Origin of the sequence: Staphylococcus sp. HMSC062A01 (assembly GCF_001836805.1) — a bacterium.
Classification (GTDB): Bacteria; Bacillota; Bacilli; order Staphylococcales; family Staphylococcaceae; genus Staphylococcus; species Staphylococcus haemolyticus.
The window spans coordinates 82,715-104,454 of the sequence record NZ_KV830617.1 but is presented as its reverse complement, the minus strand read 5'-3'; the positions used below and the strand labels follow the sequence as shown (position 1 = coordinate 104,454).

At 31.2% G+C, this 21,740-nt stretch carries 20 protein-coding genes; 10 read left to right on the top strand and 10 right to left on the bottom strand.

The features are described 5' to 3' along the window. Positions 1-54: 54 nt before the first annotated feature. Together HMPREF2715_RS04705 and HMPREF2715_RS04700 are read right to left on the bottom strand one after the other, a co-directional pair. Positions 55-2,109: a DHA2 family efflux MFS transporter permease subunit gene (locus HMPREF2715_RS04705; protein ID WP_070678689.1), complete on the bottom strand. Its 2,055-nt coding sequence runs from the start codon at positions 2,107-2,109 to the stop codon at positions 55-57. 12 nt (positions 2,110-2,121) lie between these two features. Further along, positions 2,122-2,769 carry an HlyD family secretion protein gene (locus HMPREF2715_RS04700; protein WP_053025209.1) on the bottom strand — a complete coding sequence of 216 codons (648 nt, stop codon included), beginning with the start codon at positions 2,767-2,769 and terminating at the stop codon, positions 2,122-2,124. Positions 2,770-2,897: 128 nt separating this feature from the next. On the opposite strand from HMPREF2715_RS04700, the gene HMPREF2715_RS04695 reads away from it, so the two are divergent. Continuing rightward, a complete protein-coding gene (locus tag HMPREF2715_RS04695; RefSeq protein ID WP_070581987.1) occupies positions 2,898-3,449 on the top strand; it encodes a TetR/AcrR family transcriptional regulator in 552 nt (183 codons plus the stop codon). 113 nt (positions 3,450-3,562) lie between these two features. On the opposite strand, the gene HMPREF2715_RS04690 is transcribed toward HMPREF2715_RS04695, so the two are convergent. The 3 genes from HMPREF2715_RS04690 to HMPREF2715_RS04680 all read right to left on the bottom strand — a co-directional run bounded on the left by HMPREF2715_RS04690 (position 3,563) and on the right by HMPREF2715_RS04680 (position 6,965). Next, on the bottom strand, positions 3,563-4,771 hold the full coding sequence (locus HMPREF2715_RS04690; protein ID WP_053025208.1) for a putative multidrug effflux MFS transporter TcaB: 1,209 nt from the start codon (positions 4,769-4,771) through the stop codon (positions 3,563-3,565). 259 nt (positions 4,772-5,030) lie between these two features. Next, positions 5,031-6,395 (bottom strand): membrane-associated protein TcaA, encoded by a 1,365-nt coding sequence (locus HMPREF2715_RS04685; RefSeq protein ID WP_070581986.1) that lies wholly within the window; start codon positions 6,393-6,395, stop codon positions 5,031-5,033. Between the two features lie 111 nt (positions 6,396-6,506). Next, positions 6,507-6,965: a MarR family transcriptional regulator TcaR gene (locus tag HMPREF2715_RS04680; RefSeq protein WP_053023283.1), complete on the bottom strand. Its 459-nt coding sequence runs from the start codon at positions 6,963-6,965 to the stop codon at positions 6,507-6,509. Positions 6,966-7,127: 162 nt separating this feature from the next. On the opposite strand from HMPREF2715_RS04680, the gene HMPREF2715_RS04675 reads away from it, so the two are divergent. Next, a complete protein-coding gene (locus tag HMPREF2715_RS04675) occupies positions 7,128-8,084 on the top strand; it encodes a YdcF family protein (protein ID WP_070581984.1) in 957 nt (318 codons plus the stop codon). A 119-nt stretch (positions 8,085-8,203) separates the two neighbouring features. Here HMPREF2715_RS04675 and HMPREF2715_RS04670 read toward each other — a convergent pair whose 3' ends face one another. Both HMPREF2715_RS04670 and HMPREF2715_RS04665 read right to left on the bottom strand, forming a co-directional pair. Next, positions 8,204-8,869: an ABC transporter ATP-binding protein gene (locus HMPREF2715_RS04670; protein ID WP_053023281.1), complete on the bottom strand. Its 666-nt coding sequence runs from the start codon at positions 8,867-8,869 to the stop codon at positions 8,204-8,206. After that, positions 8,869-9,924 carry an ABC transporter permease gene (locus tag HMPREF2715_RS04665; RefSeq protein ID WP_070442517.1) on the bottom strand — a complete coding sequence of 352 codons (1,056 nt, stop codon included), beginning with the start codon at positions 9,922-9,924 and terminating at the stop codon, positions 8,869-8,871. Before HMPREF2715_RS04665 ends, HMPREF2715_RS04670 begins: the two co-directional genes overlap by 1 nt. A 135-nt stretch (positions 9,925-10,059) precedes the next feature. Here HMPREF2715_RS04665 and HMPREF2715_RS04660 point away from each other — a divergent pair, with 135 nt between their 5' ends. The 4 genes from HMPREF2715_RS04660 to HMPREF2715_RS04645 all read left to right on the top strand — a co-directional run bounded on the left by HMPREF2715_RS04660 (position 10,060) and on the right by HMPREF2715_RS04645 (position 13,110). Then, positions 10,060-10,734, top strand: a complete 675-nt coding sequence (locus tag HMPREF2715_RS04660; RefSeq protein ID WP_070442520.1) for a response regulator transcription factor — start codon at positions 10,060-10,062, stop codon at positions 10,732-10,734. Next, positions 10,727-12,097: a sensor histidine kinase gene (locus HMPREF2715_RS04655; protein ID WP_070839559.1), complete on the top strand. Its 1,371-nt coding sequence runs from the start codon at positions 10,727-10,729 to the stop codon at positions 12,095-12,097. The genes HMPREF2715_RS04660 and HMPREF2715_RS04655 overlap by 8 nt, the downstream gene beginning before the upstream one ends. 123 nt (positions 12,098-12,220) lie before the next feature. Then, the gene (locus tag HMPREF2715_RS04650) at positions 12,221-12,661 is read left to right on the top strand and encodes a LytTR family DNA-binding domain-containing protein (RefSeq protein ID WP_070581978.1); all 441 of its coding nucleotides are present in this window, start codon (positions 12,221-12,223) and stop codon (positions 12,659-12,661) included. Then, positions 12,658-13,110, top strand: a complete 453-nt coding sequence (locus HMPREF2715_RS04645; protein ID WP_053021421.1) for a DUF3021 domain-containing protein — start codon at positions 12,658-12,660, stop codon at positions 13,108-13,110. The genes HMPREF2715_RS04650 and HMPREF2715_RS04645 overlap by 4 nt, the downstream gene beginning before the upstream one ends. 87 nt (positions 13,111-13,197) lie before the next feature. On the opposite strand, the gene mqo is transcribed toward HMPREF2715_RS04645, so the two are convergent. Then, complete coding sequence (gene mqo / locus HMPREF2715_RS04640) at positions 13,198-14,676, bottom strand: malate dehydrogenase (quinone) (RefSeq protein WP_037535826.1); 1,479 nt, start codon at positions 14,674-14,676, stop codon at positions 13,198-13,200. A 311-nt stretch (positions 14,677-14,987) separates the two neighbouring features. Here mqo and HMPREF2715_RS04635 point away from each other — a divergent pair, with 311 nt between their 5' ends. Beyond that, the gene (locus HMPREF2715_RS04635) at positions 14,988-16,139 is read left to right on the top strand and encodes a glycosyltransferase family 4 protein (RefSeq protein WP_053021425.1); all 1,152 of its coding nucleotides are present in this window, start codon (positions 14,988-14,990) and stop codon (positions 16,137-16,139) included. A gap of 129 nt (positions 16,140-16,268) precedes the next feature. On the opposite strand, the gene HMPREF2715_RS04630 is transcribed toward HMPREF2715_RS04635, so the two are convergent. After that, positions 16,269-17,870: an L-lactate permease gene (locus tag HMPREF2715_RS04630; protein WP_053021429.1), complete on the bottom strand. Its 1,602-nt coding sequence runs from the start codon at positions 17,868-17,870 to the stop codon at positions 16,269-16,271. Between the two features lie 377 nt (positions 17,871-18,247). Here HMPREF2715_RS04630 and HMPREF2715_RS04625 point away from each other — a divergent pair, with 377 nt between their 5' ends. Continuing rightward, positions 18,248-19,936: a CDP-glycerol glycerophosphotransferase family protein gene (locus HMPREF2715_RS04625; RefSeq protein WP_070442643.1), complete on the top strand. Its 1,689-nt coding sequence runs from the start codon at positions 18,248-18,250 to the stop codon at positions 19,934-19,936. 179 nt (positions 19,937-20,115) lie between these two features. On the opposite strand, the gene HMPREF2715_RS04620 is transcribed toward HMPREF2715_RS04625, so the two are convergent. Further along, positions 20,116-20,631 (bottom strand): GNAT family N-acetyltransferase, encoded by a 516-nt coding sequence (locus HMPREF2715_RS04620; protein ID WP_070839556.1) that lies wholly within the window; start codon positions 20,629-20,631, stop codon positions 20,116-20,118. A gap of 166 nt (positions 20,632-20,797) precedes the next feature. On the opposite strand from HMPREF2715_RS04620, the gene HMPREF2715_RS04615 reads away from it, so the two are divergent. After that, entirely contained in the window at positions 20,798-21,028 is a 231-nt protein-coding gene (locus HMPREF2715_RS04615) for a twin-arginine translocase TatA/TatE family subunit (RefSeq protein WP_370444502.1), read from the top strand. Next, on the top strand, positions 20,979-21,725 hold the full coding sequence (gene tatC, locus HMPREF2715_RS04610) for a twin-arginine translocase subunit TatC (protein ID WP_053022222.1): 747 nt from the start codon (positions 20,979-20,981) through the stop codon (positions 21,723-21,725). The genes HMPREF2715_RS04615 and tatC overlap by 50 nt, the downstream gene beginning before the upstream one ends. Positions 21,726-21,740 lie beyond the last annotated feature (15 nt).

The window sequence follows — 21,740 nt, the reverse complement described above, 5'->3', positions numbered from 1 at the left end:
TCACACTTAAAGAAGTGTACCGATACTTTAAAAATAATGTCCCCCAACATCATTTTATTTAAATTTATTACTTTCTGCATTCATCATTCTTTCATGTTCTGCATCAGCGCCTTTTTTACCTTTTAAGAATAAACTTAAAATAAATGCTAAGACTGCTAATCCAGTCGCAATCCAGAATGCATCGTTAATGCCTTCGATATATGCAAGCTGATTTACGTATTTTAAGATAGCTTGTACTGCTTCAGATTGACCACCATATTGTGCCGCCATTTGACGGACGTGGTCTTGGATCACAGGATTTGTTTTATCTAATTCATCTGTAAACGCACCAACATGATTTGTTGTTTGCGTCGTCATAACAGTAACAAGAATCGCAGTACCAATTGAACCAGCTAATTGTCTCATCGTGTTTAGGAATGCATTACCATGAGAAATAAGTCTTGGTGGCAGTGCGTTAATGGCCGCTGTCATAAGTGGCATCATTACAAATGCCATACCGAATGATCGAATCACATAAATACTCATTATATGAAGATATGATGTATCCATATTTAATTTAGTAAGTTCCCATGTTCCGTAAGCCATTACAGCTATACCAAACAATGCTAAAGGTTTTAAACCAATTGTATCAAGTAGCTTACCAGTAATTGGTCCTAATATACCCATAACTAATGAACCAGGAAGTAATAACAGTCCTGAATCAAGTGCTGAGAAGCCACGTAAATTTTGTAAGTAGATTGGTAATAAAATCATACCACCGAATAAACTCATCATAACAACCATGTTAATGATAGTTGTTAGTGTAAATGTTGATGATTTCAACACTTCAAGATTTAACATTGGCGCTCTCATTTTTAATTCACGAATGACGAATGCAGCAATGAATATCGCACCAATTATGAACATCGTTACGATTTCAGCTGAACCCCAACCTTTATTACCGGCTTCACTGAATCCGTATAATAGTGCACCAAATCCAATCGTACTGTAGACGATACCTTGATAGTCGGCTCTTGGATTTGTTGTTCTTTGATATAATCTGAACCAGAAATAACCGAATATCATTGCAGCAATTCCTAGGAAGAACATACCATAGAACATAACGTTCCAATGATAATTTTGAACGATGTAACCTGATAAAGTTGGTCCAATAGCTGGCGCCAATATCATTGCTATACCCATTGTTCCCATTGCAACGCCACGTTTTTCTGGTGGGAAGATTGTAACGATTACGTTAGAACCTAATGGCATTAACACACCAGCACCAATGGCTTGTAGTACACGTCCACCCATCATCATAGGGAAGTTATTAGAAAGTGCACAGACTAGTGAACCAATAGTGAATAATAAAAGTGCAATAATAAACAACTTACGATAAGAGTATTTATTAAATAAGAATGCACTTATTGGAATTAAAATACCATTTACTAACATGAATCCTGTCATCAACCATTGTCCAGTTGACGCAGAAATATTGAATTCTGTATTAATCTTAGGCAATGCAACGTTTAATAACGTTTGGTTTAAGATGGCTATAAACATACCAAACAACATTGCTGCTAAAATTTTATTTCTTGTAATCCCTTTTCCAAAAACAAAATCTTCTTTTTGTTTCTTAATACGTTCGTTTACACGTCCTTCTTGAGAATCAGGATTAATCGGTTCATAAATTGAATCCTTAGGTAGATGTTGATTGTTTACATCATCATCTTTTTTGTCATCCTCAGTAGCATCATCAGCATAATGTAAGGAATGTGATGCTTGCTTTTGCTCAGGATGTATTTGCTCTGATGCATGATCTTGCTGATCTTGTTCATTCTCGAAATGATTTTTTCGTTTATCATTTTCAATGTGTCTATCTTCAGAGTTCGTGTGACGCTGTTTATCATCGTCTCTTTGAGAATCTTGCGTGCGATTCGACGCTTTATCTCGGTCTAAGTCACTGATTTTAAATTTAGATGGATTACTTTGACTTTTAGATTCTTCATTTATGTGTTGTCCCTTAGCTTGGTTCTTACGTTTCTTACGTGATTTCAACACAAGAACGTTAACTAAACCAACTAAAATGACCGCTAAAACAATATATCCAACAATGAAGGTCGTTGTCATTCTATGACCTCCTTAGTCTTTATGAATTTTTACTTCAGCGTTCATTCCAGGAACAACATTTTTAGATGGTGCAGAATCTAAAGAAATTTTAACTGGTACTACTTGAGATACTTTAGTGTAGTTACCGTCAGTGTTAGATGATGGCATTAATGAGAAGCTAGCTGCAGTTGCTTGGCCTACTTCTTCAACTTTACCGTCAACGTCAGAATCTTCACCGTCGATTGTTACGTCAACTTTGTCGCCTTTTTCTACACTGCTAACATCTTTTTCGTCAATATTTGCTGTAATATATAAATCATCTAAATTGTAAGCATAAGCAATTGGTGAACCTGCTTGTGCAACTGAACCTTCCATACCACTTGTTTTAACGATAGTTCCGTTTTTTGGCATTTTGATATCCATTGTTTGTGACTCACCGCTTTGGCTTTGACCACTCACTTCTGCTACTTTGTCACCTTTTTTAACTTTGTCCCCTTGTTTTACATCAAGAGATTTAATTTGACCTGAAGTTGGGCTAGAGATTTGAATTTGTTCTCCATCAACTTTGGCATTATCAGTTGTTACAAAGCTTGTAGCATTATGATATAAGTAGAAACCTACAATACCAACTACAACTAGAACAACGATTGTGATGATATTAATTAACACCATTTTCTTCATTGAACATTTCCTCCTATTTGCTTTTCAAAATCACTTTTAATATTATAAAGACATATAAATAAAATTAACACCAACAATTATTAGTAAATTGTCGGCTAAATGAAGTACAAGATAAATCAGGTGACAAGATGAAGCAAAACGCTAAATATAAAATTATAAAAAGTTTAATTGATTTATTAGAAATTTATCCCTTCGAAAATATATCTATAAAGATGATTTGTGCAAATATTAATGTCAATCGGTCAACTTTCTATGATCACTTTCAAGATAAATTTGACTTGCTATCAAAAATCCAAAATTATCATTTGAATAAATACGAACACTTACTCAACACATTCTCTTTTAATTTTGATAATATTAAAAAAAATCCTGAAAAAGTTTATAAATTCTTCCATATTATTCTAAAATATATCTATAGAAAAAAAGCGTTTTACCACGCTATTTTTATTTCCCATCCAAATAAAGAATTAGTTATGGAATATATTGATATTACGAAACAGTATTACACGAGAATTTTAGGAGAAAATAATACAACCATTCAAAACGTGCCTTTTTTTATAACTTATACAATGAGTGGTCAAATAGGTGTCATTTTAAATTGGTTAAGATTAGGGTGTCAAGAACGCCCGGATGAAGTAGCAAGTGCATTACTAGCTAATACTTTAAAAGTTCAAAGATAGTTGTATTTAGCCAATGAAGAAGCCATTAATTGAGTTAACTCGATTAATGGCTTCTTCACTTTGATACTGTATTTAATTGTTTCATCGTAGCATAGTAATTAATTTAATTTCTTTTATAATTTGTCATGTTTAAATACTTTAATATTTAATAATTGTAAAATGATAAGTAAAATTGCTGTGAGACTAATAATAATGATATAAGGCATACTGTTATATTCACCTTTTAGATTAACAAGTGGTGTCACAAGGCCGCCTAATAAAGATTGTAATAATCCCAATAAACTTGATGCGCTTCCGCTTCCGGTTGTACGTTCTTCCATTGCAATTGAAAATCCTAATGTCGCGACGCCTGTAACTGGCGCCACTAAAACGATAAAACCTATAACTAATAACGCAAAATGCCAATGATTTATTAATGTTAATGACACAATCACAACGCCAAAGATTTGGATAATTGTAAATGCACGTAGTAGCACTTGTGGGTGAAAATAGTCTACTAATTTTCCAGCAATCTGACTCGCAATAATAAGTGTGATTCCCACTCCTGCAAACATCCAACTAAAGTGTAATGGCGAAACACCATATATTTTTTGAACTAAAAATGGTGATGCAGAAATGTAACTAAATAACATGATGAATGTAACGCCTTGAATGAGCATTGGTAAGACAAATCGTGGTGTTGTGAGTAGACTTTTAAAGTTACTAAAAATCACATTCACTCCACTGCTATCACGATTTTCTACCGATAAAGATTCAGGAACTTTAAACAATGAACCTAACACCATTAATACACCAAATAGCGTTAAAATGACAAAAACCATTCGCCAAACAGCAAAACTCAAAATTAAGCCCCCTAAAGCTGGCGCAATCACAGGTGCTACTCCATTAACTAGCATGAGCAGTGCTAAAAATTTAGTCAGTTCATTTCCACGATACATGTCACTAGCAATCGCTCTTGATATAACAGCTCCAGCGCCTCCAGTAAACCCTTGAATAAATCTAAGAAATACCATAATCCAAATATTTTCAACGAAGACAATACCTAAACTTGCTAAAGCAAATATAATCATTGATATAACTAGTGGTTTCTTTCGCCCAATACTATCGGATATTGGACCTACAATCAGATTACCTAACCCTAAACCTATCATAAATAAAGATAAAGTTAGTTGTGCATTAGCAGTAGTCGTATTAAAATCATTTTTTAATTCTGGTAGCCCTGGCAAAAACATATCTATAGATAAAGCACCTATAGCAGTTAAAGCACCCAATATAATAATAAATAACGGTGAATTTTTCTTTTGCTTTTGCTCTATATCCATTATATTATCCCACCTTTTTAGGTTTCATATTTTTATGTATTGATTAAAATTTAATAAGTTGGAATAAAACATGCTTCAATATTACTCTAGCTTTCGAATTTTTAAACCACTTACTGAAATTTTAAGTTTGTGTTTCGTTTATTCTCTTATAAATGACTAGAACTGAGAAAAGCTTGATTTAATCACCTTCTCAGTTCAGTCTACAAATACTTATTTAAAATGAATGTTAAAGATACAATTTCGATCGCTACTCATTCATTTATTTTGAATCAACTAATTGAATATTACCCGTATCACTATCTTCTCTTAATTCATAATTAGTGGTTTCATACTGCCCATTGCTATTTAAATGTTGCACTTTAGTATTAATCGTGTTGCCTTTTTGACTAGCACTTACAACTTGTGGATTAATAAAAGCAACTGATTGGTTTAAATTGTTTTTTATAGACTTATAGATACTCGATTTATCTTTTAAAAATGTACTCACTAAATTGAAATCACTTTGTGAAATAGCTGAATTCAAAGTGAAAGAATAATTACTAAAGAAATTACTTAGCTTTGTTTTCAAACTATTTTCTTCCGCTTCTTTTTCCTCGATATAATCACTAATCTCTTCATCATCAAACTCTAATGTAGCACTATTAATATTACCTAAATCTCTTGCTTTGATTGTTTTTGTCTCTGCATGGAATGTTTTCCCTTTTGCCTTACCTAGTGCAGAAACTGTAACATCTTTCGTTTGAGGATAAGGTCCATATTCTCTAGAACTGCTATATTTCATTTGTTTATCATTTATTTCAACTTTTAATGAGCCTTTGTCTAAATCACTTTTTCCTTTTAATTTGACTGTTAATAACGCTTCGTTGAAATTTTCATTTACTTCAACTGTGTTACTCTTTCCATATCTAAAGTCAAATTTAAGTTGACCACTAAACTCACCATATTCTGTTTCTTTTTTAGCATCAACAGAATATATACCTGGGATATAAGTACCTAGTGAAGTCGTCTTATTCGCATCAGCAATAACTGTTTTCTTTTTTCCACCATCTTTAAATTCATATTTCGTATCCAATTTAGGTTTCACAATTGCCTTCTTTGTAGGAGCAGTGTAACTCATATTATCGAATATTAATAATCGTGTACCATTTTTACTTACACGTAAGTAGTTATTACCTGCACGCGTTTTTAAATTAATTGCCTCTTTTGAATCACTTTTATTGAGTGTTTCTACTGTAGATTTAATATCGCGCGCAAACTTCTTCATTCCAACTTCACTTCTAATATAGTCTATATATACACTTGCCTCATCAGAATCTATATGAGAATTTTTAGAGCTTAATAGCGTCGCTACTTTTTGTGAATCATTATTATCAATTGCATTAACTAAAATCTTTGTTTGCGCATTATGTGAATTGTAATTTCTAACCAATACAAACACAATAATTAGTAAAACAATGATAAACGCAACGATAGCCCAAGGAATAAACTTTCTTATCCTAATATTAGATGTGTTGATTTGAGGGGAGTTTATTTGATTGTCTTTATTGTCTAATTTATTTCCACAATTAGGACATTTGTTTAAGTTACTATCAATTTTCTGTCCACATTTCGGACATGTACTCATTTAGTCACCAACTTCCCCTCTACTAGAATATATTTATCGATTGATATTTTAATTTCAAATTAAGAATATGATTTCTATTATATAATAATCATTCTAGACCTTCATACTAATTTAAACTTTTGAATTAAATTTTTTTACTCTCTCATCTATTATATATAATACACTTAAAGCTTTCTCAATATCTTTACTTGATAAATCAGCTACCATATCACTAACCATATCGCTAACTATTTTATTGTTTTCTTCAGTATATTTTCTACCTTTTTCCGTTAGAGCAACATATTTTAGTCGTTGATCAATATTGTTATTTGGCTTTTGTAATGCTACGAAGCCACTATCGATTAGTTTCTTGATACGTCGACTTACTGCTGCTTTATTAACACCTTGTTTTTCAATTATTTCAGTAATTGATAATACTTGATGATGGCTTAGCAATCTTAGAACATTGGATTGCTCCATTGAAATACCATACTTGCTTTGCTGATCTTTTAATAACTTTGCAGTTAAAGTATTAGTATCATCAATGAATTGCTTCATAAATTCGATGTGGTTTCTTGAAATTATGCTCATTACTTTACTCCTTGTTAAATAGTAATCAATAGCGTTTTACATACTCTGTTAAATAATATCAATAAACAATTCTCTTGAAAACCTCATTACTTTATTAATAGTTGCTAATTGGTAAGTTGTTCGATTACATTTATATATATAAAGAAATTAGAGGTATTCCTTATGATTGCAATTATCTTAGCTCTCGTTGTGTTATTGATTGTACTAGGTGTATTATTCAACGTGAAATGGCTTCTGAATTTAAGAATGTTTATTACAACTATTATATTATGTATGTTAATTACTGTTTTGAATCTATTAACAATGACACTCCCTACTACACTAATAATAATCATGATGATTACTATGGGTGGTTTACTAGTGAAGCACAACCATCTTTTCTCCTTACAAAAAGGTCAAACTTTTATAAATAAAATGACGAAACTTCTCATACTAGGAGTACTCTTTACATCGATTCTTGCATATCTTAGCACTATGCCTATTCCTATAATTAATGGTGTTTTCTTGTGGCTAACTATGATTGCGATAAGTACTTGTTATGCATTATTGCTTTACATGTCTTGGTCATCAGCTTTAGGTCGTATCTCAACTCATAAGCAGTACGACTTAATTATGGTATTAGGAGCTGGAATTTTCACAGAAAAAGTTACACCAATGTTAGCCGAAAGATTAAATCGTGCACTTAGTGTATATCAACATCAAACTGACAAATGTAAAATAATTGTTAGTGGTGGTCAGGGGCCAGATGAACCCATATCTGAAGCATTAGCGATGCAGCGTTATTTAATACAACATGGGGTTCGCCAATCTAGTATTATTATGGAATCTCAATCTACAAATACGTTTGAAAACTTCTATTATTCAAAAAAAGGCATACACAATCTATACTCAAATAGCCCCAATATACTTTGTGTTACGAGCCAATTTCATATCTTACGAGGAATGAAATTGGCGCATACGAACCGAATGAAAGTTGATGGTATAGGAAGTCACACTCCTTATCATTTTTTTGATGTCGCATTAGTGAGAGATTTCTTAGCACTAATGTATCAATATAAATTACTATTGACCATTTACTTTGCAGTTTTATTTTTTGCTTCTCTTTTCATTCTATTTTAAAAAATCGGGAGTGGAACAGTATGTTTTGTTCCACTCCCGCAAAATGATTATAGCTGAGAGAAGTTTGATTATTGTGTGATTTAAATGACACAACTAATTAAACTTTCTAAGCTTATTTTTTATAACTCGATTTTACCATCTTCAATTTCAATCACTCTATCCGCATATTCAAATAATCTTTTATCATGCGTAATCATAATACCAATCATATTTTTAGTTTGAACATGTGCTTTAATCATTTGCACAACAGATGTCGCTCTATCTGCATCTAAACTGGCAGTTGGCTCATCTGCTAATATGATTTTAGGTTCATTCATAAAAGCTCTCATTATAGCGACGCGTTGTTTCTCTCCTCCGGATAACAAATGAGGATAAACATCTAAACGATGACTCAGACCTATCTCATTTAATAGTCTTTGTGCTTTATCTTTAGCCTCTTTACGCTTTATACCCGCTTCTTTAGCTACAATCATTAATTGTTCTCTAACTGTTAGATAAGGAACTAAATGAGATGATTGAAAAATAAAACCTATATCATTTAGTCTTAGACTTGTTTTATCTACTTCATTTGACAATAAATGCTCACCATTATACAAAACATCTCCACTCGACGGACTTAGTAATCCACCTAAAATATTAAGAAGTGTAGATTTACCTGATCCAGATGCGCCACTTAGTATGATGAATTCACCTTGATTCACATTAAAATTAATATTCTTTAATACTTCTGTTTGTGCATCTCCATTGCCAAATGTCTTAGTAATGTGTTTGAGTTGTAATGCCATTATTCCATACCTCCAATTGCTTCTATAGGATCTACTTTTAGAACTTTTATAAAGGATAATAATGCACCGATTAACCCTACAATTAGAAATACGACTATCATTAATAACACCTGACTATAACTTAAATAAAATGGCATAGTTACAGGCATAAAGGCATTTAATATAAGTATGAGAGAAAATGCTAAAATAACACCTAACATTGTCGTTAAAATAATTTGTAGTAAAAGTGCAGTTAATAAATGTTTCGTTTTAATACCTATGGCTTTAAGAATGCCTATTTGAGGTATTTTTTGAATCGTCATTACATAGAAGAACGCACTTAAAACGATTGCTGTAATCACGAATAGACTAATAATCATTAAATTAAGTGGCATTTGTTCTGCTTGATAACTAGCAATGTTATCAGTTAATGTCTTTTCATTTACAACCTTGATGCCTTTAATTTGTTTAAGTGATTGTTTTTCATCTTTGTTGATTTTATCAACCGGATAAAATGTTGATACTTGTTTATTTAATGACTTAAACGCTTCTTTATTCATTAATATCATTGAACTATGTGCGTACATTGACTCATTCATTATGCCGCTAATTTTATAGTCTTGATTATGTCCTTTAAAAGTTACAGTATCTCCAACTTTCAAGTCATTTCCAGTCAGTTTCTCACTAATAGCTATTTCATTCTGTTTTTTTGGAAAATTACCACTTACAAGTTTTGGCGTAAGATGTTTAGGCGTATTTAGCGTGATGACATCTTGATCTTGTTGGTTTATTTTAAGTGTTTGCGTCCCCATTTGAGTTGCATTTTCATGAATGATATTCTCTATTTTGTTTTGTTGTGATTGGTTCAACTGGGAACTTTCTAACTTCGGTTCCTTATTATCTTCGACTATATAATGTTCAGCTGGCATATTATTTAAATATGATATATTTTCTCGTGCTAAGCCTTGAGCTAATCCACTAATAAATAACACCATGCTTCCTAATAGAAATATAATTAACATGATTAATGTATAACGAAATCTGTAAAATTTTATTTCTTTCCATGCTAAATTCATATTTAGTACCTCCCACTGCTATTTCAATACATAGTTTAATGACACATTGTGAACTGAATATGAACTTTAAGAAGAATTGTTTTCTGATATAGTTATTCATATAATCATTTTATGAATAATAAAGGAGTAAAACTGATGGTGAAGTGTTTAATAGTAGATGACGACTATAAGATATTACATTATGTATCTCAACATCTCGAAGCAGCTCAAATTCAAACCGTCACTCACGCAAGTGGTGAAAGTGCCATCGCATACCTTGCAAATAATAAAGTCGACATTGCAGTTGTTGATATTATGATGACTGGCATGGATGGATTTGAATTATGTCAATTGCTTAAAAATGATTATGATTTACCTGTCATAATGTTGACGGCAAGAGATGCTCTGAGTGATAAAGAACGTGCATTTGTAAGTGGGACAGACGATTACGTTACCAAGCCTTTTGAAGTAAAAGAATTGTTATTTAGAATACAAGCTGTGTTAAGACGTTACCAAATTAATTCTCAAGACATTATAAAGTTAGGAAATGTTACTTTAATTCAAGAGTATATGGAATTATCTGTCGACTCTAAAAATGTCAATTTGCCTACAAAAGAGTTTCAATTATTATTTTTATTGTGTGGTAAACCAAAACATATTTTCACAAGAGACACACTAATTGAGCGAATTTGGGGATTCGATTATGAGGGAGATGAAAGAACTATAGACGTTCACATTAAGCGATTACGTCATCGATTAAATCAATTAAAAGCCACAATTGAGATACAAACAGTTCGTGGACAAGGATACAGGGTGATTACACATGTTTAAGACGCTTTATACACGTATTGCGATTTACACGATTACAGTCATTCTTTTTAGTGCTTTAGTCAGTTTTCTTTTTGCAAACGTGTACTATCATTTCAATTTAAAAGCACATAATGACGCAAAAATTATGCGTACTTTAGAAGAGGCAAGAGCATTTCATACATCTTCAAATCAATCTGACACTCAATCATATTTTAAACATTTAGGAGATATGAACTATCAAATTATGATTGTAGATCACTCACATCATAAAACATTTTTTGGTGAACCATTCCGAAAAGACACTATTTCAGATTCAGCTATTAACCAAGTACTAAAAGGTAAAGCCTACCATGGTATTAAAAATAAACCTTTCGAACTATTTATAACTGGCTTTTTTGATAATGAAACGGATAATACTGTGGGTATCCCTTTTAATCAAAATAATCAAAAGCTTGCCGTATTCATGCGTCCTGATATAGGTGAAACATTTAGTGAGTTTCGCACTTTTCTTGCTGTTCTTTTAATATGCTTATTAAGTATATCTATCACGCTCGTTATTGCATCTACATATTCAATTATTAAACCTATAAAAATATTGAAGCAAGCAACTGAACGTTTAATGCATGGTGATTTTAATTCACCAATCTATCAAAGTCGTCATGACGAAATTGGTACGTTACAATATCGATTTGAAGCGATGCGACAATCTTTAAAACAAGTAGATGATATGCGACAACACTTTGTTCAAAATGTTTCACATGAAATCAAGACCCCATTAACACACATTCATCGTCTACTTAGTACGTTACAAAGCAATGTAAATCAAGGAGAGCGTGATCAGATTATTCATGAAATTCATGAAGAGGTTACGCATTTAAGTAATTTGACAAAAGAATTATTATTATTATCCGAACTAGATAACGCTACTCATCTAAAATTTGAAGATAATGTTCACTTTAAAGAATTAATAACTGACATCATTCGTCATGAACAATATGGGATAGATAACAAACAATTAATGTTGATGTCTGATATAGATACGATTCATTTCCGAGGAAATAATCGTTTATTACATCAAGCATGTTCTAATCTCATTCAAAATGCAATTAAGTATTCTAATCCCAATAGCATGATTGATGTGAAATTATTTATTAACGAAGGAATTATTTATTTTACCGTTAAAAATGAAGGGCATACCATTCCAGAATCAGTGCAACCTCATCTATTCGATCGTTTTTATAAACGTAATGCTGAGGATAATAGCAATGGATTAGGATTAGCAATTACTCAATCTATCATTCATTTACATCGTGGACAAATATCAGTAACTAGTAATGAACGTGACGGAACGACGTTTACAGTGATATTGCCTGAAACTAACTAATCAATTTAGTTAGATATTATTTTACAAAGCTAACCACTTACTTCAATATATCTACCATTTAATATTGTTCTAAAAATTTTCTATACATTTGTGGTTAAATGACGTTGAGGAGGCATTAGTCAAATGAAACTACGGTTACATATATCACCCGAAGAAGATGAGAAGTATATCACGATTCACGCACCTGAATTTGATGATGAAGTACAACAAGTTATTACAAATATTGAAGATTTGAATAGTTTAAAGCAACTCTATGGCAAACAAGATGACATGATCCATATTATAGAAATTCAAACCATCACTAGTTTTCGTACACATAAAAATCAAGTCATTGCAATTAGAGACGGCGAACAATTTAAATTGAAAGAACGATTATATGAACTTGAAGAAAAACTTCCTACTTCATTTATTCGAATTTCTAAATCTGAAATTGTAAATATTAATAAGATTAAAAAATTGCAATTAGAACCTAATGGTTTGATTAGAATTTATTTGCAACATATTGATTATACCTACTCCTCTAGAAGATATTTAAAATCCATAAAGGAGAGACTTTCATTATGAGAAAATTATATCAATTTGTTAGTATTTCTTTAGTGATAGGTTTAGCACTTTCTATCATTTTTAGTTATATCAATGCTGGAGGTGAATATTATCCAATTTCACCAGTTACAACACTAGGTAAGTTATATTATTCACACTTGTCTGAACCATTAGTAATGCTCATCGCCATTTGTTTGTGGCTTTTAATTGGTGCATTATTTTACTTAGCAAACTTTTTCTTTACGCACACAGATTGGAGTATCACACGTAGCACATTAATGCATTTTATATTGAGTTATATTGGATTATTACCAATTGGTATTTTATCCGGATGGTTTTCGATAAGTGTTTCAAATATATTTATTTTTACATTCTATTTCATCATTATCTACATCACTATTTGGATTATAGAGTTTTTAAAAAGTAGAAAATATGTTTCTGAAATCAATAACCAATTAAATAAAAAATAATTACTAATGGAAAAGCTCCTTATAAAGTAAACACTTAAAGTGCAAACTTTATAAGGAGCTTAATGTTATTTTATATTGAAATGATACTTATTTTACATTTAAATATTTTTGAATTTCTTTATTAACAGCGCGATAGACGTCCTCATGCTCTGTTAATTTAAGTCCGAAAGAAGGTACCATTTCTTTAATTTTTGGAATCCAATTTTTAAATTCATTACCATAACAACGTTGTAATAAATCTAACATAATATCTACTGCAGTTGATGCACCAGGTGAAGCACCCAATAATGCTGCAAGAGAACCATCATCAGATGTAATTACCTCAGTACCAAACTGTAAGTTACCTTTACTATCTTCAGTATCTTTAATCACTTGTACACGTTGACCTGCAACAATAACTTCCCAATCTTCGTCTTTTGCATTAGGCACAAATACACGTAAATCATTCATACGATCTTCATGTTTTAACATAAGTTGTGATACGAGATATTTAGTTAAATCTATTTCTTTAACACCTGCTGATAGCATTGTTAATAAATTATTAGGTTTAACTGAACGTATTAAGTCTAAATTTGAACCTGTTTTTAAGAATTTAGGTGAAAAGCCTGCAAATGGACCGAATAATAAAGCACGTTCCCCATTTACAAACCGTGTATCTAAATGAGGTACCGACATTGGTGGTGCACCTACACTTGCCTTACCGTAAACTTTAGCATGATGTTTTTCGATAACGTCTTTATTAGTACAACGTAAGAACAGACCACTTACTGGGAAACCACCGATATGTTTTGATTGCTTGATACCTGTTTTTTGGAGTAACGGTAAACTTGCACCGCCGGCCCCAATAAATACAAATTCTGATTCATACGTATGACTTTGTCCAGAATTAAGATCTTTAACAGTCACTTTCCAGTTTCCATTATCCAGTTTCTCAATATTTTCAACTTCTTGTTTATAAGAGACTTCTACATTTCTTTCTTTTAAATTAGAGATGAGTTTTTTTGTTAATGCACCAAAGTTTACATCTGTCCCACTTTCATCACGAGATAATGCAATTGGAACATGTGATGTTCTTCCTTCAACCATTAAAGGTACCCATTCTTTAATTTTTTCACGATCTTCAGTAATATCCATTTTTTCAAATAGTATATTTTCTTTTAATGCTGCTACTCTGTTTTTAAGGAATTTTACATTGAAGATACCTTTTACGAAACTCATATGTGGCACTGATTGAATGAAGTTAGATGGATTTTCTAATTGTCCAGTTCTTACTAAATGTGCCCAAAATTGCTTAGATACTTGGAATTGTTCATTGATTTTAATTGCTTTTGTAATATCAACAGAGCCTTCTTTTCCTTCTTTAGTATAATTCAATTCACAAAGTGCAGAATGACCTGTGCCAGCATTATTCCAAACATTTGAACTTTCTTCACCAGATTGTTCTAATTTTTCAAATATTTTAATTTCTTTGTCTGGAGATAATTCTTTTAATAACGTACCGAGTGTTGCGCTCATTATACCGCCACCTATTAAGATGACATCTGTTTTGCTATGTTCTGAACTCATAACAATACAGTCCCCCTTTTTTTCACATCTTTAGTCGATAGGAAATTGATCTTGGCTTAATAAATTAAAACGCTTTCTTTATTTATTAAAATTTTTAATATTAACTTTACGCAGAACGTAAATCGACTTTTTTAATAACTAGTTTAATTATATACATAATCGTTCTATGAAAAAAGTGTTAACATAAAGTTTTCATCTTTTATCTAGAATAAAGGATAGACACCTAATATCTTAGTTAGCATTGGCTATTACTATTAGACACATCTCAGAAATGCTATAATTTTCTATTATGAATTATTTGAGGTGTAACTATGAAATCATTCACATTTTTCATGCATAATATTTATGCATTAGGTGGAACAGTTAAAGCAGTTTCTGAATTAGCTAATACACTTGCCGACAAAGGACATCACATAGAAATTATTTCTGTGTTTCGAGCTCAAGACGAGCCTTACTTTGAAATAAATGACAAAATAAAAATAAAGACATTAGTAGACTACCGTTTAAAACCTCAGAACACTAAAGCAATAATGATGAATCGTTTAAATAAATATACTTCACTATTGAAACCAAAAGAAATAAATCAGTTTGAACCCGGGTTAAATCAATTTTCCAAATATGTAGAACATAAAATGATTAAAGCAATTAAAAAAGTAGATACAGATGTACTCGTAGGTACTAGAGCGAGCTTTAATATTTTAATTTCAAAGTATCATTCAAACGATGTCATAACTGTGGGAATGGAACATATGAACCTACATGCTCATCCGGAAAATTATCAACAAGATATACTCACTGCCTATCGCAACATAGATTTAGTCACAACGCTAACTCAACAAGATCAATTGAATTACGAGCAACAAATCGACACACCTGTTTATACAATTCCAAATATCATCAATCCAGTAAAATATGCTACTAAGAAAGAAAATATCATTATTAGTGCGGGTAGATTAGAATTTGAAAAAGGGTTTGATATTTTAATAGAAAGTGTTCGCCGTATTCAAAATGACCTTAAGCGATTGAATTTTAAAGTAGAAATATACGGTGATGGTCAAGAGCGTGGACATTTGCAACAATTGATTGATCAGCATCAATTAAATGATTTAATTACTATCTATCCTGCAACTCAACAACTTAATACCAAATTATCTAACAGTAAAATTACTGTGGTTCCGTCGAGAAATGAAGGCTTTGGTATGGTTTTATTAGAAGCTATGGCTCAAGATAATATTGTTATCAGCTTTAAAAATATACTTGGACCTGCTAGCATTATTAATCATAATTCCAATGGCTATTTAGCCAATTATGGTGATGCAGGTTCATTAGCAAAATATATAGACATCGCTATGAATCACGTCGATGAAGCTAGTCAGATGATCAATGAAGGACATGTTACTTTGAAACAATATACGCCTAACACGGTTTATGAAAAATTTATGACCGCAATTAATAACGTTTAATTCTACTTATAATTATGTTTATTTATGGGGACTGCTATGAATATTGAAAAAGCCCGTAAACGAATTTTTACAATTCATTTACGGGCAATTTTTGAAATAATTATGTCTTAGAATAATATTGTATATTAATTACAGAATTAGAGATAAGATAAATGTCCAAATACAGATGAAGATTAGTAATCCAACACTGTAACGTAATGTCATTTTAAGTAATTCTGATTCTTTACCTACTTCTTTAACAGCAGCAGTCGCAATTGCTATTGATTGAGGTGAAATTAATTTCGCTGCTACACCACCCACTGTATTTGAAGCTACTAGTAATGAACCACTTGTTCCAATTTGTTGTGCAACTGAAGCTTGAATTGGTGCGAATAATGAGTTGTTATTAACAACTGATCCTGTCATAAATACGCCTATCCAACCTAAGATTGGTGATAACACTGGGAACACGTTTCCAGCTTTAGCAATACCTTGACCCATTGCTGCACTTAAACCACCATATGTAGTGATTTTTGAGATTGCTAAGATGAAACAAATTGTTAAAACTGGTAACCATAGTTCTTTAAAAGTTACACCGAATAAACGTCCTGCATCTCCGAAACTTACTTTCTTAGCCATTAATATTGTAATAATAATTGTAATTAAAATCGCAGTACCAGTTTGACCAATAAAATTGAAACTTAACATAATTGGTTTATGAGCGACTTCACTGAAAGTACCTGGTAAATTAAAGTTAAGCACTAATGAAGATAATTTACCATTTGGTAAGAATAAGTTCTTAAAGAATGGTGCGCTCCAAATCATAACTACAACTGTTAATATAACAAATGGACTCCATGCATAGATAATTTCTTTTGCATTGTGATGTTTCACCGGTTCAGGTTCCACATCTTTTTGTACTCTGAAAATATGTTTTGGTTGGAATTTTCTAGAGAATAAAGCTAAAGCTCCCATAGTTACTAATGGTGGGATAATATCAGCTAATTCAGGTCCGTTAAATACTGTTAGTAAACCTTGTAATACTGTATACGTAACAGATACAACTAAGATAGCAGGTAATGTTTCTTTTACACCTTTTAAACCATCAATGATAAAGATAAGTAAAAATGGTATAAAGAAGTTAATAATTGCTAATGTTAATGTAGATGTTTGAGATACACCCATTGCGTGAACGGCACCTGGTAAGTGTAGTGTATCTACAACACCTACTGGAATTCCTATAGCACCAAAAGCACCTGAAGCAGCATTTGCTACTAAACATAACATTGCAGCTTGTAAAGGTCTAAAACCTAATTGAGCAAGTAATAACGCACAAATTGCAATCGGTACACCAAAACCAGCTGCACCTTCTAAAAATGCATTAAATGAGAAACCAATGAGTAATAATTGTATACGTTGGTCTTGTGAAATACTTGTAATACTGTCTTGAATCGTATTAAATTGACCAGATTCTTGAGTGATTTTATAAAGTAATACTGCCATCATGACAATATAACCAATCGGAATAATACCTTGATAGAATCCTTCTACAACACCACCTGTTGCAATGCCAAGTGGTAATTTGAAGAACGGGATAGCAATAAGTAATGTAACAACTAACGTTGTGATAGCTGCATAGATACCTTTCATTTTAAAAACGGTTAAGCATAATAAGAATAGAATAATAGGTACTGCGGCTATTAAACTAGATAATACCAAATTATCAAATGGATTAAATGTTTGAACTAACATAATTCTGACTCTTCTTTCCTTTAGTTTGTATTAATGATCACTCTAGCGATATTGACAATTGAAGTTTGACTATACTTCTAATTGTTATATTGTTTATTAGTTTGTCGACAAGTTAATAATGCTAGATTTCACAAATTTATATCTTGTGAACTTTTTCACAATAAAAATATACCATCTTTCTACTTAAATGACAATACTATATAGTACTTTTTATAAAATTTTTGTTAAATTTTCAACAAAATAAAATCCCACTATTTTTCAACGAAAATTTCCAAACATTTCAATTATATAATGATGTAATTTTTGTAAATATGAATTTTTTTTAGTCACATGGTAAAATATATTTAAGAAATTTAAGAGTTAAAGGACAATGTATGATGATTAAACAAATAAATATTTCTAACATGCGCCATCTTGCATTACAATTAAACAAAGCCAAATCAGCTGGTTTTTCACATTTCATTCCTTATTCAAATGATATTAAAATCAATCATGATATGTTGGAAGCTATAGACTTAACACATAATTCAATAGCAGTAGATTATACTTTAAATGGTTTATATTTAAATGACTGTCGTTATTTTGGTGAAGATACATTAACATTTTTATCATGGATGAAAAATATTAACCACTATCCTAATATTATTTTCAATATTGAACGTGCTTTATTACATTTATCTAAGTATAACATTAAATCTATTATGGATTTAGCCGTCATTTCTGTTTTAAAAGACGAAATTGATATAGACAATCACGTCGTTTTTAATTTCATCAATGAATGTCGAACTAGCCATGCTTTCTGGGCATCATTAGATACTTTTGATATTAAAAAAATAAATCATTTTGATTTGAACAAATTGGCATACATTCATGGTCACTCTATACCTTACAGTAAATTCAAATATCCTGGTAAAGAAGAAGAAATGCGATTTGTGGATAGTTGGCTTGTTACAACTAAGTTTAAATTACCAAAATGGCTATATAACAAAATGCAAAATCATGCATTAAAAAAACATCGTAATCTAAGCTATGTATATGATAAAGATTCTTCAAAAGTAAAAAACCATGTTGTTTTTTTAGGTTTTGATTATGGTTATAGAGGCAATTCTAAGTATTTATTTAATTATTTTGTGAAGAGAAATCCTACCACGGAAGCTTATTTCATTACTAACGATAGACGTGGACCATACTTTTTACCTACTGATGCTGAGAATAATAAAGAACTTATTGAAACAGCAAAAATTGTAGTCATTGAAAGTTATATTCCTGATGAATTCAAACCAAATGGTACTGTTATTCAATTGTGGCATGGAACCCCAATTAAAAAATTATTCTTAGATAGTAAAGAACCAGATCAAAATAAAAATATTTATAATTACAAAGCACGAAAGTATAATAAATGGCTCAAACAAGATTATCTTTTAACAGATTCTGAATCAGCTGAGGGATTATTTGAAACAGCCTTCCCTACTCAACATACTCAAATGATACCTTATGGTTATCCAAGAATTAGCTATTTACTACATTATCAGAATGATAAAAATCATCAGAAGAAAATTAAAGATGCATTAAATGTTGATCGAACAAAGCCAATTTTATTGTATGCACCAACATGGCATGCGACAAAAGATTCAACTGAATTGATGTCGATTTCACCAGAATTATTAGAAGAATATCACGTCATTTTTAAAGGTCACATAGAGGATGACATGACACTTCCAGAAGGTGCAATTGAAGCACCAAATCATATTGAAACCCAAGATTTATTATTAATATCTGATGTCGTAATTACTGATTATTCTTCAATTATCTTTGATGCTTTAACTATTGGCAAAAAAATATGTCTCTATACACCAAATCATTCATCATATCAGCAAGAGCGTGGTGTTTATGATGATGTTATGGAAAGTTTATCTAAAGTTTGGTATACAGATGAAGATTTATTACACAATAACTTAATCCATCATACATTAACTGATATTTCAAATCATCAACTCGTGAACCGTAATAACACCTCACTAAAAAGACTAACTCAACTTATGCGAGATATTATCAATAATAAATGAACAATATATAGCCTGGGACATAATTCAATGCCTCAGGCTACATATATATTGGCAGTAGTTGACTAAATTAAAAGCGCACTTGTAACAAGCTTTTTTAATTCTAGTCAACCTTACCAAGGGATGGGGCCCCGAACCCCAACTCCCCTATTTTATTAGACCAAGCTTTATTCGTTCTATAGCTAAACTTCTCTTTCCATTATTAAATCTATATCGACTACTTCACCTGTTATAAATTCATGCTGTCCAGTGACTTCAAAGCCGTGTTTCCTATAGAATGATAATGCTTGTTGATTATGTTCCCATACACCTAACCAAACTTTATTTTTATTTAGTTCTTTCGCTTTATCAAGAGCCAATTGAATAAACTTTTGTCCTCTTCCTCCACCTTGATAAGTCTTGTAGAAATAAATTCTTTGAATCTCCAAATAATCTTCACCTTTAGGCTCAGTTTGAGCATTACCGACATTAAGTTTTAAATACCCTGCAATTTGATCATTCACCTTGTAAAAATAATGAAATGAATTAGGATTAATTAATTCATTTAACAACACTTTTTCATTATAGGTTTCTTTGAAAAATTGATTAAAATCATCATCTGAATATTCTCCTTCAAACGTGTCATAAAACGTTGTCTCAGAAATTTGTCGTAAATCACTCACATCCATATTTTCAATCATTGTTATATATTCACTCATCATTCCTACCTCCTAAAATACCGCTCATTATCCATTTTTTATTTTGTAACTTATTCCCTATTTACATGCCTCTATGCATTAAATTCGTTTTATTTATGAACAGAGCAAATTTCTATTGATAATATTTATCAATAAGTATAAAGTATAGATGATATTATTAACAATAATGAGTGAGGTTATCAATATGTTTGTATTAGGAATTACAGGACCGACAAGTTTAGTCGTTATTAGCATAATTGCATTAATTATTTTTGGACCTAAAAAATTACCACAATTTGGTCGAGCAATTGGTAGTACTTTGAAAGAATTTAAATCTGCAGCAGAAAATATAGATACAGATGAAAGTCATGATACTCCCAGTAAAGAGTCAAAACAACAACGAGAACACATTAAATAGTAATACACTTCTAGGACACTTTGATGAACTACGATCGCGTCTCGTCAAAGTGTTCATCGCTTTTATTGTTGCAACGATAATCGTATATGTATCATCACATTGGTGGATGAAACCATTTATACACTATATTAAACGTGCACATGTAACACTACATGCATTTTCATTTACTGAAATGATTCAGATTTACATTATGATTATCTTCTTTGTAGCGTTGTGTTTAATTATACCTATTATGTTTTACCAATTATGGGCTTTTATTGCACCTGGCCTCCATGTTAATGAACGGGGATTTATTATTAAATATAGCTTATGGTGTGCACTGTTATTTATAATTGGAGTAGCATTTGCGTTTTTTATAGGATTTCCATTAATTATAAATTTCTCTTTAACATTATCTGAAGTTTTAAGTATTGAGCCTGTTATTGGTTTTAAAGCCTATTTGCATGAGTTAATACGATGGTTGCTAATTTTTGGTGTTCTTTTTCAACTCCCAACATTATTTATGGGTCTAGCTAAATTTGACTTAATCAATGTTAATGAACTAAAACACTATCGTAAGTATATTTATTTTGGTTGTTTTGTAGTGGCGAGTATTATTGCCCCACCAGATATTACTTTGAATTTATTATTAACATTGCCTTTGATTATTTTATTTGAATTCAGTATGTTTATCGCAAGAATTTCACAACGATCATAATAACTAATAAACCTC

What these genes read in the sequence shown, in the direction of transcription:
- HMPREF2715_RS04705 (WP_070678689.1), bottom strand. Translation starts at nt 2,109, where the DNA reads ATGACAACGACCTTCATTGTTGGATATATTGTTTTAGCGGTCATTTTA.
- HMPREF2715_RS04700 (WP_053025209.1), bottom strand. Translation starts at nt 2,769, where the DNA reads ATGAAGAAAATGGTGTTAATTAATATCATCACAATCGTTGTTCTAGTT.
- HMPREF2715_RS04695 (WP_070581987.1), top strand. Translation starts at nt 2,898, where the DNA reads ATGAAGCAAAACGCTAAATATAAAATTATAAAAAGTTTAATTGATTTA.
- HMPREF2715_RS04690 (WP_053025208.1), bottom strand. Translation starts at nt 4,771, where the DNA reads ATGGATATAGAGCAAAAGCAAAAGAAAAATTCACCGTTATTTATTATT.
- HMPREF2715_RS04685 (WP_070581986.1), bottom strand. Translation starts at nt 6,395, where the DNA reads ATGAGTACATGTCCGAAATGTGGACAGAAAATTGATAGTAACTTAAAC.
- HMPREF2715_RS04680 (WP_053023283.1), bottom strand. Translation starts at nt 6,965, where the DNA reads ATGAGCATAATTTCAAGAAACCACATCGAATTTATGAAGCAATTCATT.
- HMPREF2715_RS04675 (WP_070581984.1), top strand. Translation starts at nt 7,128, where the DNA reads ATGATTGCAATTATCTTAGCTCTCGTTGTGTTATTGATTGTACTAGGT.
- HMPREF2715_RS04670 (WP_053023281.1), bottom strand. Translation starts at nt 8,869, where the DNA reads ATGGCATTACAACTCAAACACATTACTAAGACATTTGGCAATGGAGAT.
- HMPREF2715_RS04665 (WP_070442517.1), bottom strand. Translation starts at nt 9,924, where the DNA reads ATGAATTTAGCATGGAAAGAAATAAAATTTTACAGATTTCGTTATACA.
- HMPREF2715_RS04660 (WP_070442520.1), top strand. Translation starts at nt 10,060, where the DNA reads ATGGTGAAGTGTTTAATAGTAGATGACGACTATAAGATATTACATTAT.
- HMPREF2715_RS04655 (WP_070839559.1), top strand. Translation starts at nt 10,727, where the DNA reads ATGTTTAAGACGCTTTATACACGTATTGCGATTTACACGATTACAGTC.
- HMPREF2715_RS04650 (WP_070581978.1), top strand. Translation starts at nt 12,221, where the DNA reads ATGAAACTACGGTTACATATATCACCCGAAGAAGATGAGAAGTATATC.
- HMPREF2715_RS04645 (WP_053021421.1), top strand. Translation starts at nt 12,658, where the DNA reads ATGAGAAAATTATATCAATTTGTTAGTATTTCTTTAGTGATAGGTTTA.
- mqo (WP_037535826.1), bottom strand. Translation starts at nt 14,676, where the DNA reads ATGAGTTCAGAACATAGCAAAACAGATGTCATCTTAATAGGTGGCGGT.
- HMPREF2715_RS04635 (WP_053021425.1), top strand. Translation starts at nt 14,988, where the DNA reads ATGAAATCATTCACATTTTTCATGCATAATATTTATGCATTAGGTGGA.
- HMPREF2715_RS04630 (WP_053021429.1), bottom strand. Translation starts at nt 17,870, where the DNA reads ATGTTAGTTCAAACATTTAATCCATTTGATAATTTGGTATTATCTAGT.
- HMPREF2715_RS04625 (WP_070442643.1), top strand. Translation starts at nt 18,248, where the DNA reads ATGATTAAACAAATAAATATTTCTAACATGCGCCATCTTGCATTACAA.
- HMPREF2715_RS04620 (WP_070839556.1), bottom strand. Translation starts at nt 20,631, where the DNA reads ATGAGTGAATATATAACAATGATTGAAAATATGGATGTGAGTGATTTA.
- HMPREF2715_RS04615 (WP_370444502.1), top strand. Translation starts at nt 20,798, where the DNA reads ATGAGTGAGGTTATCAATATGTTTGTATTAGGAATTACAGGACCGACA.
- tatC (WP_053022222.1), top strand. Translation starts at nt 20,979, where the DNA reads ATGATACTCCCAGTAAAGAGTCAAAACAACAACGAGAACACATTAAAT.